This is a genomic window from Sulfitobacter sp. 1A13353 (genome assembly GCF_043557255.1).
GTDB lineage: Bacteria > Pseudomonadota > Alphaproteobacteria > Rhodobacterales > Rhodobacteraceae > Sulfitobacter > Sulfitobacter faviae.
In genome coordinates this window covers 102,341-115,258 of record NZ_JBIFFS010000008.1, presented here as the reverse complement: position 1 = coordinate 115,258, position 12,918 = coordinate 102,341, and the positions used below count along the sequence as shown (strand labels likewise).

General features: G+C 56.5%; 19 protein-coding genes. 16 read left to right on the top strand and 3 right to left on the bottom strand.

Going from position 1 to position 12,918, the window contains the following annotated elements; all coding sequences use genetic code 11:
- Window positions 1-36: 36 nt before the first annotated feature.
- From ACGYLO_RS18285 to ACGYLO_RS18270, 4 genes are all read left to right on the top strand, one after another.
- Window positions 37-657, top strand: a complete 621-nt coding sequence (locus ACGYLO_RS18285; protein ID WP_394377089.1) for a hypothetical protein — start codon at window positions 37-39, stop codon at window positions 655-657.
- A 204-nt stretch (window positions 658-861) separates the two neighbouring features.
- Entirely contained in the window at window positions 862-1,584 is a 723-nt protein-coding gene (locus tag ACGYLO_RS18280) for a hypothetical protein (protein WP_394377088.1), read from the top strand.
- Window positions 1,585-1,873: 289 nt separating this feature from the next.
- A complete protein-coding gene (locus tag ACGYLO_RS18275) occupies window positions 1,874-2,302 on the top strand; it encodes a hypothetical protein (protein ID WP_394377087.1) in 429 nt (142 codons plus the stop codon).
- A gap of 7 nt (window positions 2,303-2,309) precedes the next feature.
- On the top strand, window positions 2,310-3,365 hold the full coding sequence (locus ACGYLO_RS18270; RefSeq protein ID WP_394377086.1) for a hypothetical protein: 1,056 nt from the start codon (window positions 2,310-2,312) through the stop codon (window positions 3,363-3,365).
- Between the two features lie 5 nt (window positions 3,366-3,370).
- Here ACGYLO_RS18270 and ACGYLO_RS18265 read toward each other — a convergent pair whose 3' ends face one another.
- Both ACGYLO_RS18265 and ACGYLO_RS18260 read right to left on the bottom strand, forming a co-directional pair.
- A complete protein-coding gene (locus tag ACGYLO_RS18265; RefSeq protein WP_394377085.1) occupies window positions 3,371-3,838 on the bottom strand; it encodes a hypothetical protein in 468 nt (155 codons plus the stop codon).
- A gap of 65 nt (window positions 3,839-3,903) precedes the next feature.
- On the bottom strand, window positions 3,904-4,278 hold the full coding sequence (locus ACGYLO_RS18260) for a hypothetical protein (RefSeq protein WP_394377084.1): 375 nt from the start codon (window positions 4,276-4,278) through the stop codon (window positions 3,904-3,906).
- Between the two features lie 124 nt (window positions 4,279-4,402).
- Here ACGYLO_RS18260 and ACGYLO_RS18255 point away from each other — a divergent pair, with 124 nt between their 5' ends.
- From ACGYLO_RS18255 to ACGYLO_RS18200, 12 genes are all read left to right on the top strand, one after another.
- Window positions 4,403-5,233 (top strand): hypothetical protein, encoded by an 831-nt coding sequence (locus ACGYLO_RS18255; RefSeq protein WP_394377083.1) that lies wholly within the window; start codon window positions 4,403-4,405, stop codon window positions 5,231-5,233.
- Window positions 5,226-5,702 (top strand): thermonuclease family protein, encoded by a 477-nt coding sequence (locus tag ACGYLO_RS18250; RefSeq protein ID WP_394377082.1) that lies wholly within the window; start codon window positions 5,226-5,228, stop codon window positions 5,700-5,702. Before ACGYLO_RS18255 ends, ACGYLO_RS18250 begins: the two co-directional genes overlap by 8 nt.
- Window positions 5,702-5,902 carry a hypothetical protein gene (locus ACGYLO_RS18245; protein ID WP_394377081.1) on the top strand — a complete coding sequence of 67 codons (201 nt, stop codon included), beginning with the start codon at window positions 5,702-5,704 and terminating at the stop codon, window positions 5,900-5,902. Before ACGYLO_RS18250 ends, ACGYLO_RS18245 begins: the two co-directional genes overlap by 1 nt.
- Window positions 5,899-6,720: a metallophosphoesterase gene (locus tag ACGYLO_RS18240; RefSeq protein ID WP_394377080.1), complete on the top strand. Its 822-nt coding sequence runs from the start codon at window positions 5,899-5,901 to the stop codon at window positions 6,718-6,720. The genes ACGYLO_RS18245 and ACGYLO_RS18240 overlap by 4 nt, the downstream gene beginning before the upstream one ends.
- Entirely contained in the window at window positions 6,711-7,361 is a 651-nt protein-coding gene (locus tag ACGYLO_RS18235) for a hypothetical protein (RefSeq protein WP_394377079.1), read from the top strand. The genes ACGYLO_RS18240 and ACGYLO_RS18235 overlap by 10 nt, the downstream gene beginning before the upstream one ends.
- Complete coding sequence (locus tag ACGYLO_RS18230; protein WP_394377078.1) at window positions 7,358-8,845, top strand: FAD-binding oxidoreductase; 1,488 nt, start codon at window positions 7,358-7,360, stop codon at window positions 8,843-8,845. The genes ACGYLO_RS18235 and ACGYLO_RS18230 overlap by 4 nt, the downstream gene beginning before the upstream one ends.
- Window positions 8,842-9,249, top strand: coding sequence for a hypothetical protein (locus tag ACGYLO_RS18225; RefSeq protein WP_394377077.1), 408 nt, complete (start codon window positions 8,842-8,844; stop codon window positions 9,247-9,249). The genes ACGYLO_RS18230 and ACGYLO_RS18225 overlap by 4 nt, the downstream gene beginning before the upstream one ends.
- On the top strand, window positions 9,246-10,307 hold the full coding sequence (locus tag ACGYLO_RS18220; RefSeq protein WP_394377076.1) for a hypothetical protein: 1,062 nt from the start codon (window positions 9,246-9,248) through the stop codon (window positions 10,305-10,307). The genes ACGYLO_RS18225 and ACGYLO_RS18220 overlap by 4 nt, the downstream gene beginning before the upstream one ends.
- Window positions 10,308-10,317: 10 nt before the next feature.
- Window positions 10,318-10,608: a hypothetical protein gene (locus ACGYLO_RS18215; RefSeq protein WP_394377075.1), complete on the top strand. Its 291-nt coding sequence runs from the start codon at window positions 10,318-10,320 to the stop codon at window positions 10,606-10,608.
- A 132-nt stretch (window positions 10,609-10,740) separates the two neighbouring features.
- Complete coding sequence (locus ACGYLO_RS18210; protein WP_394377074.1) at window positions 10,741-11,553, top strand: AIM24 family protein; 813 nt, start codon at window positions 10,741-10,743, stop codon at window positions 11,551-11,553.
- A gap of 54 nt (window positions 11,554-11,607) precedes the next feature.
- Complete coding sequence (locus ACGYLO_RS18205) at window positions 11,608-11,976, top strand: hypothetical protein (RefSeq protein WP_394377073.1); 369 nt, start codon at window positions 11,608-11,610, stop codon at window positions 11,974-11,976.
- Window positions 11,976-12,458, top strand: a complete 483-nt coding sequence (locus ACGYLO_RS18200; RefSeq protein ID WP_394377072.1) for a disulfide bond formation protein B — start codon at window positions 11,976-11,978, stop codon at window positions 12,456-12,458. The genes ACGYLO_RS18205 and ACGYLO_RS18200 overlap by 1 nt, the downstream gene beginning before the upstream one ends.
- A gap of 35 nt (window positions 12,459-12,493) precedes the next feature.
- Here ACGYLO_RS18200 and ACGYLO_RS18195 read toward each other — a convergent pair whose 3' ends face one another.
- Window positions 12,494-12,802, bottom strand: coding sequence for a nucleotidyltransferase domain-containing protein (locus ACGYLO_RS18195; protein WP_394377071.1), 309 nt, complete (start codon window positions 12,800-12,802; stop codon window positions 12,494-12,496).
- Window positions 12,803-12,918 lie beyond the last annotated feature (116 nt).

Sequence of the window (12,918 nt, the reverse complement as noted above, 5' to 3'; positions counted from 1 at the left end):
CATGAGGTTCAAAAGCTCCTGAGATATGGGGCAGTCATGGCCTATGAGCTCGACGACCAATCGATCGGCCACGGTCTGATCGACCTGACCAGACGCGCCCGGAAAGAGATTGAGGTGATCGGCCTGCGTAACGGGCATAAATCTGTGCCCATCGAGAGCTATGAGGGCATGTTGCTGTATCGTGTCATGCCAGAAATATCTCGCAGATTGATCCAGAAAGGCGGCGCGCGCCTCCTGCACCTGCCTGGAGAGCAGCCTGGTCCAGACGTCACCAGTCTCACAGGCAATGCATTGCGTCGATTGGCCGGCACCTGTGTTGCGAAAAGTGCTTTTGATATCATTGCCGAGAAGGTTCGAGACCGTTTTGACCCGGAATTCAGAAATACTGGGACCTTCTTCGCCTGCGAAGCGGTTCAAAGGGATTGCCGTTCCGGCAACATTCTTGAGGTGGCGCTTTCAAAGCTGAATCCACCAGAGTTCAACCGGTCACGACCAGATTTTTTTGCCGACAGGATCTCAGATTGGGTGGAAAAATGCTCGATCCACCCCACAACCGACATCTGGACGCCAGCGATGCCAGAATATGACATTGAATTGGATGATTTTTTTGTGGAAGACGGCCAAAGTATGGCCTCATCCCAAATGGGTCCCACCTAACCACGAAAAATGCCCTATGAGGCAAAATTGCCACTATAACCTTTAGGTTAGGTTCTTCCCGCCATTTCAGGCATATTATCATTGATGCGAGAAACAGGATTGCTATGGTCATTCCAAGCTGAACAGGCACCCCCAACAAGGGTGTCGTTTTTTTGTGACCAAGACGGAGATCGCCGTCGGTCGAAATGATGCAAGGAGAACTTCATGGCGGAAAACCAGCAAACAATCGATATGACGCGCATGGCCTGCGATGCCTACCATATGTCGGATGCCAAGATGGCAACAACGATCTCTCTTATGTCAGCCGCATCATTGAAGCATTTGCGTGCCACCTATGAAGATGAAGAGGACCGTTCCCAACTGGATGCCATCCTCCCCCTGTTCGAGAATATCATGCCAGAGATTTCCGCGCGCCTCTTTGCGCGTGATGGCATCACGTTGAGGCGTCCCCGCCTTTCCACTTTGGAAGGCTTTACGGGGATGGATCTGCGGGAGGCCTTCATTGAAGCATTCCAGTCCGAAGCCTTCAGGAAATACCTCAACATCCTTTTTGAGGACCGATTGCTACGCTCAGACTTGCGACATTCGGATTTGATCACCTCTCCAGTTGTGAACGGGAACATCGTCGCCATTGCGCTTGATCGCCTTGAGCCCCCCTTGAGTGACGAGCCCGATCGCCTTGCGCGGATCGTCAAGATCACAGGCTCCATTCTTGGGCTGGAATGCGAAGATGGTATCTGGCGTCCGGAATTCACAGCACATCACCATGAAGGTGCCACGCTCACGCTGGTCTCCGATCAGGTGAGCGATATGGTGGAAGGTGACGACGACCTCGATGCGATGGATGATTTCGACCTCGATGAGCAGGATGAAGACTGCGGCGACATGGTAGAGACATCGGGACGCCAGTTTGAAATGGCGACTTAAGCGCTGAGGTTGAAGAACCTGGAATTCGGCACCATCCGACAGAGGCAAATTCTAGGCTGAATTGTATTTGCGAAAAAGCTAGGAATTTGAGACTTCACTATATATACACAGTAATACCCAGTGAAGGAGATCAATGCCCTTTGCTCGCCTGACCGGCGATCACCGCCGCAGGTCAAGGATATAGGGCACGGCCCCCTGAAGGTCCGCTTGTGGTGGCGGCATATTGTGAACCCGGCGTCTCGCTAGAACGTCTCCGGAAGTGGTAACCGGAATATAGGGGGAGAAGGTCATGAACCGAAGAGCAGTCATTCTCATGTCTGGACTTGTCCTGGTCGCCTGCACGCCTCAACAAGACCCCACCTCCCGGCCGCAAATCTCTACCCCCTCCCCTGAACCTGCGGCTCAGCAGGAAGCTCCTGCGAATATCGCAGATATTCAAGAAGGCGCAAAGGCCGGTTACGCTGGATCTGACAGTGGCACCTCTGGTCATCAAGACGCAGTGGCATCCCTGGGCAGCCCCTCTGTGCCCGGCCTCTGGGTTCGCGCCCCCTTCATTGAAGAGGGTAAAGAGGTCGAAGTCTTTGCGAGTGATACAGGCAAGGCTGTTCTGGTCACGTCGGGCCCAACAAGCGATATCGTCCAGATGTCTCTGGCCGGCTTTCAGGCTCTGGGCGTCAGCCCTGCTGAGCTCATCCCTGTAGAAATCAGAACTCCATGAGGCCGTAATGTCGAAATCCACTTTTCTCTACAATATGTCTCGCGCAGATCCAGACACATTCGAAGATGTGCTTGGGAGCGTATACGATTTTATCGAGGCACGCGCTTTTGGTGATGAACTTGATGAAGTTGCCGAAAACCTTCTTTTTGAGATGCAGAACGCTTCGCGGCCAAAGTACGATGACAACATGCACGCCGGTCTCGACATCAAGGTCGACAAGGTCTTCTCTGATATGCTCAAGGAGATCGAATCCTCTGAGGCCGCGGATGATCTTCGGCTTAAGATCAGCCTCCAGCTGCGGCACCTGCGCCAGATCGTTTCGACCGGCTTTGCCTATGAAGTACCCGGGCATTCCTATCATGTTGTTGGTCCAATCGAGGACATCTTCCCATATGAGAAAATGTCTGCTTCTTGGCGCGCCGGGGACCTGAGACGAGAGTATAATATCTCATGCCGCGAGCACCTCTATGAGGGTGGCTTGGACCGCGCGCGGGCATTGATCTTCGAAGCGCCTTTGAGCACAGCTGAGATCATGCTGGCTGGCGAAGCCAAGGCCAAAGGCTTGCAGATGGTCTTGATCGGTTCTGAAGAACTCCTTCCAGGCGTACCCACCTTCTCAGATCCCGAAGACGCTTTTAAAGATATCATCGCGCGCTGCATGCACAGCAGTGAGCTTACAGAGGACATCCCGGAGGAGGATCTCGAGAGATCCGCTGTCTTGGAGCCTTCACAGCCTGATGATGGTGATTATGCTGCCCTGGCCTTGCATGCAGGCATCTTGAGAACGCGGTGCCGGAATCTCGTGCGCAGCCTGACCTCGCGCAGTGACCGTGATGCAGCGCGCTATGCCGAGATGTACAAGATGATCAAAAGCGACATGGTGCCGGAGGAGGTCAGAAATGCATTCTTCCAGATCACTGCCAATGGCTCACGCACGGGAGAAAGCCCCACGGCCGCCCAGCGCATCAACACGATGCGTCACCAGATCGAAAAGCTCGAGGACAGGATCGAAGAGCTGCAAAAACCTGCAGAAGTAAACGAGGCGCCGACATATGAGGGATAGCCCTATCAGGCTTCAGGGCCGGGCATATCTTCGGGTTCATGGATGCTGTCGCGCGCATTGTCCCACATGGTCACTGCCTCATTCGCCAGGCGGTAAAACTCCCGTGTGAAAGCATCCTCCATGGCATCATAGTCTGGGAATTTGCTCGTATCCTTCGGCATGCCAATGGAATCAAGATGCCCTGTGAGCTTCTGAGTGTGGTCATGGACGAAGTCATATAATGCTTCGCCCCGCAGGAAGTCGTCCCGCTGCGGTGTCCCGAAATACTTGGTTTTACTACGACGCTTGTAGTCCCAAGCGTCGTCTGGATTGATCAGCTTGTCGAAGGCGATGAACTTTTCGCACAGGTCTTTGTGTACCTCCGCCTTTTCCGTCCCATCTTGCCGTCCGGGCGTATTGCACAGCAGGTAACGCGCGACGGAGAATGAGACCAAGAGATGGAAGCGGAAAAGATCGGGGTTCTTGGTGTGCATTGTGACGTCCTTCGGTGCTGCGAATATCGCGGGGTTCTTCTCGAAAATGCGCGCTCAGTCGCATTCTACAAGCCTTCAGGCCCGGGCTCTGGCCCATCCTGCATGATCTCTCGTTTCGGCTTCCAATAGGCCTCATCCTCATCTGGCATCGGATAGCGCAGGACATTCTCATAGATCTCGGGATCATCCCATTCCGGGTGGACCTCGATTTCCAGAAGCGTGCTTTCAGCGGCCTCGACCTCGATGATGCACATCGCATCGGGATTGCTTTCTCCATCCCAGCCGCCATCTGCGAGGTAATCTTCGGCGTCCGAAAGCTCAGAAAAAAGATAGACGCCGTAGCCGTCGTCGCCCCAGCTTCCAAGAAAGCCCTCTTCGATAATGCGCGGTGCGACGGCGCGAGAGGTCACATGCCAGACGGTGATTGTCTCTTCTTGCACTTCAGGAGCTCTCTACTGTTGAATTCGGGCCTCATATCAGAACTTAGTCGACCATTGCGAAAAACGGGGTTACTTTACATCCCATGCTATGCGAATAACATAGAGGAAAGCCAAAGGGGACGCCATGCCAATCATTGCACCACATCACCTCCCGGGCGGTCCGTTCCCGCCAAAAGCCCCCTACGACCTGCAATGCGCCTGGCCGGATGACTGTATGGTGCAATGGGGCGGCCAGGGTATCGTGCTGTCCGATAATGGTGCCCGCGGCACCGCATTCTTTGAGGCCTTCCCGGCCGGCAAGGGGTTCTTCCGCGGTGAAGGTAAGACCATTGAGGAGGCAGAGGCGGCCTGCTTCAAGAAATGGAAGGCCTTCTCGGTCTGCGATCATCAATGGGGCCGTGGCTTCATTGTTGAAACCAAAGGGGTGAAATTCAAACACGGCCGGATGCGACCCAAGCTGCGCGGCAAGACCTACTACACCAATGGTGGCGCCATCTGTAAAAAATGCAAAGCTTTCGCATCCGTGTTCAATCCGGTTCATTCTCTTGGCAAATGTATGGATGGTCCCAGCATCCATTCCCTGACCAATGCTGCTGAAGGCGGACTGCGCCCCAGCCGTTCAGGGCGCGATGAGGCTAGTTGGGCTAAACATGCGCGCGAAAGCGAGTTGCGCCTGCGCCGCGCCGGCATTGATCTTCCCGAGACACCAGACACACCCTCCCCCTTGGGACTTTTTGATGACCCAAATCTGGACCCCTATGCGGTGGCCTGCCGCCGGGCCGTGGTGACGTGGTATGTCGCGCATCGAGAAGCGCTTGCGAAAAATAACGGCTCTTTGCTCCAAGGGTTCTTTCAAAGCCTGGAGCAACGCACCATGGAGCGCCTTGTCGAGGAGGAAAGCAGCTATCGAGCCGAGCTTGAGGAACCTACTGTAAAGGATGCACTTGATGTTTGAGTATTTCGGATATGTGTTGGGCTTTTTTGCCATCCTTTTCGCGATCCAGTCCTTTCTGCCAGAAACCAAGAAATGGGTGATTTCGGATCCCCTGGTGATCGATGGGGACACGATCTTCACCAATGGCCAGAAGATCAGATTGCATGGCATTGATGCGCCAGAGATGGGCCAGGAGGGCGGCGAGGCCGCCAAGGCCCTACTGGACCATATGCTGAGCGGAGAACAGATCACGGTTCAAAAGACCGGCGAGGATAAATACGGCCGTATCGTCGCGAAGCTTCATACCCATGAGGGGGATATTTGTAAGCTCATGGTTGCTCGCGGCTATGCGGTGGCCTCCTTCCATGATGATTACACAAGCACCCAGAAGCGCGCCGAGCGCAAACGCCGAGGTCTCTGGAGAGGCAACGGGATCAGTGATCCATCCGCTTACCGGCGCACGAACCCCAATGCGAAAAAGACTGCTTGATGGACTACATTGGCATCACAGCAGGTCTGCTCCGTCTTTTATTTGCAAGCATCATCCTGATCGCGGGTGAGCGCGCCTATGAGGTCATGCTGTCATTCCTTTTTGCGATGGCCTGTGTCAGCCTGTATATGACTGCGAATATCCTGATGGCGATTTTCTATGAACTCCTGAATTGCAAGATGAGGCCCTCAAAATCATGAAGAAAAGCAAGTTCTTGATCTGGAGTGACATCCACGAGGAGTTCGAAGACTTCGATCTGTCCGAGCCCGCCCCGGAAGGTGTTGACGCTGTTCTGGTTGCTGGCGACATTTGGACCAAAGGCAGGTCGATCAAGAAGCTTGAGCGCATCGCGGCCTGGGCCGGGATCCCGGTCATCGCCACAGCCGGCAACCATGATTATTATGGCGACAGCATCATGAAGTCTGACCAGCGCATGGCGCGCATGGCCGAAGAGAGCGATTATGACATCCGCTTTCTGAACCCAGGCACTACCCAGGTGAATGATGTGCGCATCATCGGCGCAGCGCTTTGGACGGACTACCGTCTGCGCTGCCCCGACGGGGAGAACTGGATCGTGCGCAATGCCTGTCAGAATGTGATGAACGATCATAAGCGGATCCGCTGGGGCTTTGGGAACTTCCGGCCGGTCTCTGCAGATGACCTAGCCTCGATCCATCTACAGCATAAGACCTATATCACTGAAAAGCTCGCACAGCCGCATGACGGCCCGACCCTGGTCATGACGCACCATGCGCCCTCAGAGCAGTCTGTGAAGTACCGCGAGAAGGAAGAGCTGCATGACCACGCCTATGCCTCAAACCTCGAGGACCTGATCCTCGATGCGCGGCCAGATTACTGGATTCACGGCCACACCCATAATCCTGAGAGCTACCGCATCGGGGAGACGCAGGTCTGGGCCAACCCAAAGGGCTACCCAGGGGATAACCCGGAGTTTGACCTGATGAAGGTCTATGAAATCGAAAGCCCCAGTAAGGATGTCGATACACCATGCCCGTGATCCAGCATAAGCAAGCTACGGTCTTCATCGCACAAATTGACCACCGCAGTAATCTTTCGGTTGGCACTGTCACTGGCGTAATCTGGGCATTGGGTCAGACCGCCGTCTCGATCGCCCATGGCTATCGCACCATGCCCTGCCAAACACGGGTTCCCAATCAGAGCTGGCAGATGTTCTTGCCGATCGAGATCGATGGGTTGCGTGAGGCTATGCTGTTGCAGGCCACGGCGATTGCGGTGGCCGGGCCTGAACTTTTGTTACGCCTATGCGTAGGCAATGGGGATGCTGAGTTTATCGCCGCGGGTGAGATCCGCAGCGCATCCGGCTCCGCCTTCGTAAGCTCAGGCAGGCTTTTGGATGCAAAGAAGGACCGGCGCATCGATCATGCAGACCCTTTTCTATCGCGCGGTGCGTTTCGCAAGGCTGATAAGATCATTGCCGAGTGGAACACCACCCAAGCCAAAGTCATGCAGGTGGTTCTCGATCCGAACATAAAAGATATTGGCCAAGCCGCGGAATACCTGGGTTGGGATGTGAAGATCCTACGCAACGAACTGAAGCTGGCAAAGTTCGAACAGATCAAGGATATGGTTGGTTTGGGCGACTTCGATCGCGCAGCCAATTGGGAGATGGCGACATGAACAAGTATACCCGGCGGGGCGCGCTCTTGGGCTGCGGCGCCGTTCTGGGGGGACTGGCCGTGCGCCAGACCATGTCCAGCAATCCAAGCCTGGATGGCACGCGGCTCATTCAGCCAAGCGCTCGCAAGGGGGTAATGGATGATGCCAGTGGTTTGAGTGAGACCCCGATCTTCAAACATGTCGTGATGAAGCAAGATCCAGGCGACGCTCTGGTTTCGGCCATCAGATCTGAGCTCTCTGAAGCGCGCGCCGAGGGACGCCCGGTCAATGTCGGCGCCGCGAGACACTCCATGGGCGGTCAGGCCATCCCCCGGGACGGACACGCCGTGACATTCGAGAACGGTCTCGTTGATGTGGACCAAGAGCGCTCGGTTATGCGCTGTCATGCCGGCGCGCGCTGGAGCGATGCTATTTCAACAGCGGACCCCCTGGGGCTCGGCCCGAAGGTCATGCAATCGAACAATGATTTCGGAGTGGCTGCGACCTTCTGCGTCAATGCTCACGGATGGCCGGTTAAAGAAGGCCCTATGGGCAGCACAGTACGCGCCTTTGACATGGTCCTGCCGGATGGAGATTTGATCACCTGCAGCCCCAGTAAAAATACAGATCTCTTCGAGATGACCATGGGAGGCTACGGGCTGACCGGCATCATCACGCAGATGGAGGTCGATTTGCTGCCGAACCAGCGCCTCCTCCCCAGCTTCGAGCCGATGCCGGCCGAGCGTTTCGGGACCCGGTTCATTGAGGCCCTTTCAGATCCTGAGGTCACCATGGCCTACGGCCGGCTCTCGGTGGATCGCGCCGACTTTATGTCTGAGGCTTTGATGATCACCTACCGCGCCGCTGAGGACCAAAGCGACCTGCCCGCGGCCGCGGGATCGGGGGCAGCTTCCCGGATCGCCAGCCGCATCTACCGCGCGCAGCTCGGTAATGAACGCATGAAGCGTGTGCGGTGGTGGTTCGAGAAGGATCTTGCCACATGGATTGGCGGAGGACCGGTGACCCGGAACTCCTTGATTAATGAGCCGGTGGTCACGCTGGATGACCGCAACCCTTACAGAACAGACATCCTGCATGAGTATTTTGTCTCCCCGGACCGGTTTCCAGAGTTTCTTGATATCTGCCGACAGGTCATTCCGAGCTCCTATCAGGAATTTTTGAACGTTACGCTGAGGTACGTCGGATCCGACCCCCGCAGCTGGCTGTCCTACGCCCCTACCCCACGGATTGCGGCGGTCATGTCCTTCAGCCAGGAAATGACGGTCCGGGCGGAGGCAGACATGCGGCGTATGACAGAGGCGCTCATTGAGGGCGTGATTGGCCTCGACGGGACTTATTACCTTCCCTACCGGCCCCATGCACGCCAGGACCAGCTGACACGTGGCTACCCCCGCGCGGCCGAGTTTGCTACCGCAAAGCGGGCGCTCGACCCGGACCTGCTGCTGCGCAACAACCTTTGGGATCAGTATTTGGAGACCCTATGACCCTCATTCAGAAAATCGCTCTGGGCTACTTCGTGGTGCTGCTGGGCGCCACCTCGCTCAATTATATCCCTGGGCTCACCGATGAAGATGGTCTGGCCTTCGGCATCTTCGCCTTGGATATCTTTGATGATGCGCTGCACCTCGCCTCTGCACTCTGGGCGCTCGCGGCCGCGCTCATCTCACCCCGTGCCAGCAAGATCTTCCTGGTGATCTTCGGCACGCTTTATCTCGGGGACGGGATTTTCGGATTCTTTACCGGCTACGGCTATCTCGATCTGGGCATCTTCACCAATGGCTCCGATGGCCTGTCCTTCACCCTCTTCAGGGTGCTCGCGAACCTACCGCATATCGCTCTGGGCGGCGTAGCACTTGGCGCAGGACTGAAATTGGGCCGCGGGCTGTGAGACGTCTTCTGAGGGGGCTTTGGAAGCTTTTCAAATATGCTTTGGTCACCGCGCTGCTCGTCGTGGCGGGCCTTGCGGCGCCGGTCGCCTACATCGAGACCAGCTGCGCTCCGAAAGGGGAAGTCGAGCCATATGAGGCACTGCTCCCCGCGGAGAGCCATCGTGCGGAAGGGCGCAGCCTGCTCACCTATCCCGAGTGGCACATCGTTCATGCCTATGAGGAATATGCGGAGGTGATCCGGACGGAAGACCCGCATGACTTTAACTACCTGTCGTCGATCGGCGGTTTCTGGTCATCCCTGTGCAGCCTGTCGGAGGCCTCCGGACCGCAGGGCGGTTTCCCGGGTGAATTCAAATCGACCATCTATACGATCGGGGTGAGCTTCACCGCGGAGATGCTGGCCAAAGCGGCCTATGAGGAGACGATTGGGCGGGCGACGGCTTGGGCGCGCGGCACGCCGCGGGCCGCTCTCGACGATCTCTCCGCCTCTCAGGCAAAGGACTACAGTCAGTTCCTCCGCCAGACCCCCTGGTATAAATGGGATTTCATTACAGACGCAGCGGCCCTCGAGGCGCATCCCGCCGACACACCGCGGGACGCTGAGCGCCGCATCGCTCTGGGACTGGAGTATAAAGCAAAGGCCAAATATGCGCGTGTGATCGCGGGCGCGGTCGCCAACATGAAGCCCGATGCCTTGCGACTGCGCATGATGATCACCGGGCTTAATGCGATGGAGATCGGGGCTTATGAGGGGGTGCGCGTTATCCAACGGCGGCCTGAAGGCACCGTAATCGAGACACCGAGGTATCGCGCACTGACAGGGTTGATGAAACGCATGGCTGATGATGGCGCTAATTTCGTGGAGATAGCCGGCAATGATGACATCCTGCTCTCGGTTCTCTCTGACGCGCCGCTCGAAGGGGCTCTCTACAGCGCGCCGCGGCAAGGCTTTGAGGACATGCGCCATCTGATGATCACCAAGGTCACAGGCCTTGCGCAGCTGCTGCGCCAGCTGGAAGAGCGTGATCTGCAGCTCGAGCACATCCATGACTATTAAGGCCTGGGTCATGAGCTTTGCGGGCGTGATCGCCGCTGTCTTCGTACTGCAGCTTGCGGTGATGTATTTCACCGACGAGGCGCCGGGCGCGGTAGTCCTCTTCCCATCCGAGGGTTTCATCTCATCCATGCCAGCAGACATGGCTGTTGTTGGGATGGGTAAAGGGTGGGTCGCGGTGAAGTCAGACGGCGACCGCTTGGGCAAACGGCTTTATCAAGCTGGCGCCCGCCTGGTGCTGCCGGCGGGCCTGCCCGGCTGCCTGCCTCTGCCCAAGACAAGTCGACAGAACATACAGGATTAGACCGGATTCGCGTCGAGATGCTGATGGTGCTCTCTTTGCTCTTTATGATTTCCGTGGATAACCTCGCCACCATCTGCGAAAAATACAGGAATATCCCTTATAGTTGACCTCAAACAGACGTGAGGTGCCGCTATGAGCGACGAGATTATCGACAGCCAGGAAACCGCCTTCGGCAAGGTTGAGGTGTTGCAATACCCGGCCCTGTCCGGATCCTCTGACGCGCGGTCGGCCGAAAGCCTCTTTTACGTCTCACAGGCTGGGATGCGGCTGAAGAAGGTGCGGATCACACTGCCCGCCAAATCATCCAAAGTCCGTTTCGAGCCCGGCGCGCTTTACTACATGCACGGGGATCTGGAGATCAAAGCCTCCACCGGTGGTGGTCTGATGCGCGGCCTGGCGCGGAAGGCGTTCACCGGTGAAAGCCTCTTCGTCAATGAGATCCACGGCCGCGGCGTGATCTATCTCGAGCCGACCTTCGGGCATTTTCTGCTGGTCGATCTGGATGACGATGAGATCACCGTCGATAAGACCATGTTTTATGCTGGATTGGGTGATTTGACGATCGGCGCCTCAATCAACCGGACCGTCGCCGGTCTGGCAGGTGGTGAAGGGTTCTTCCAGACCAAAATTTCCGGCACCGGCATCGCGGTGCTCTTCTCGCCGGTCCCGATGAGCGAAGTGCAGGTCTTTGAGTTGAACAATGACAAGCTCTCGGTCGACGGCAACTTCGCGTTGATGCGCACCAAGGGTGTCGATTTCTCGGTCGAGAAATCCTCCAAGAGCTGGGTTGCCACATCGGTCTCCGGCGAAGGGCTTCTGCAGACCTTTAAAGGGACCGGCACGGTCTGGATCGCGCCAACACAGGGTGTCTACGACAAACTGGCCACGCCTTCCGGGCTTTCCGAACTTGCAGGCCCTCCGGGCGCGCGATCGACCAACACCTAAACCCTAAGCAGGACAACGAAAGCGCTGCTGCGCTGAGGCTGGAAAGAGAAAATAATGGCGATCGATGATTTCAAACCGGTAGAGCGGGAAGAACCCCCGCAATACCACGACCAGAAGAAGGCAATGGCGCGCGAGGACAAGATCGTTCTGACCGCCATCATCGCTTTGATGAGCGTGCTTTTCATTGGCGGCCTTATGATGATTAAGGCAGGTCTCGCCTTTTTTGGCTATGCCACGGAAAGCATGTCAGATGGGATCGGTCTGCGCAGCGCATTCTTGGCCAGTCTGGCGATATCCTTTCTCTTTATGATCGTATTCGCCAGCGTTGCAGGTGACGGCGTCGTGGGCGAGCTCGGCCTGATGTTGATCGGATATTTCGCCATGCTTATCTTTTTCACTGTATCGATTGCCGTGATCCTCTGATGGGAATCCCTGAACTGACAGGTCGTCGGGCCGCCCTCATAATCGGCGGAGTCTCGACCGCATTACTTCTCGGCGCTTTAGGCTTCCAATACCTGGGCGGATTGGCGCCCTGTCCGTTGTGCATGCTGCAGCGCTATTGGCATTTGATGATTGTTGCGGCCGTTGGGCTCTATATCGCGCTACCTCGGCGGCTCACTGCAGCATTCGGAGTGTTGATGAGCTTCTGTGCTGCGGCTGTGGCTTTCTTCCATGCGGGCGTGGAGCTTAAATGGTGGGAGGGGCCACAGGGCTGCTCTGGTGTCGCGGAGAATATGACAGCCATGGGCGGTGCTGCGCTCCTGTCGCTCGACAGCGTGGCACCCATCGTGAAATGCACCGAGGTCGCCTGGTCCTTCGTCGGGCTCTCCATGGCGGGATGGAATGGGGTGATCACTCTGCTAGTGGCAAGTCTTTGGGTGATATGCTGGCGGCGTTGCTCCTGATAGCCGCGCCGACGGGGGAAGGCAGCGAAGGATATTCAATTACCAACGAAAGTCTTTAGATCCGCTTCTGTGAGGTCTTCCTCAAAAAACAAGTCGACCGGAATATCAGGTGATGCTCTATTTACAATGCGCTCGACGGCGGATCTGGACATTCCGCTGTCTCCCAACCTCACCATGAGATCAATGTCGGAATGGTTCATGAAACCTCCCTTGGCCAGAGATCCGAACAAAGTTGACTCCAGACCAAGGGCTTCAAGTTCCGACTTGATCGAACCCAACGCGACGAGCGCCTTCTTGCGGCGGTCAGCGGCTCTCCTCTGGATGATATCAGATGTCTTGGTCATGTTTCGCCCCTTCTCGATGGTTTAAGCGATCCGCTAACCTATTGCGAGTGAGATGGAGTGGGGAGTAGACGGGGTATCTCAGTTCAGGTGGGTCGGGGGGGGCACCCCCCCCTTCC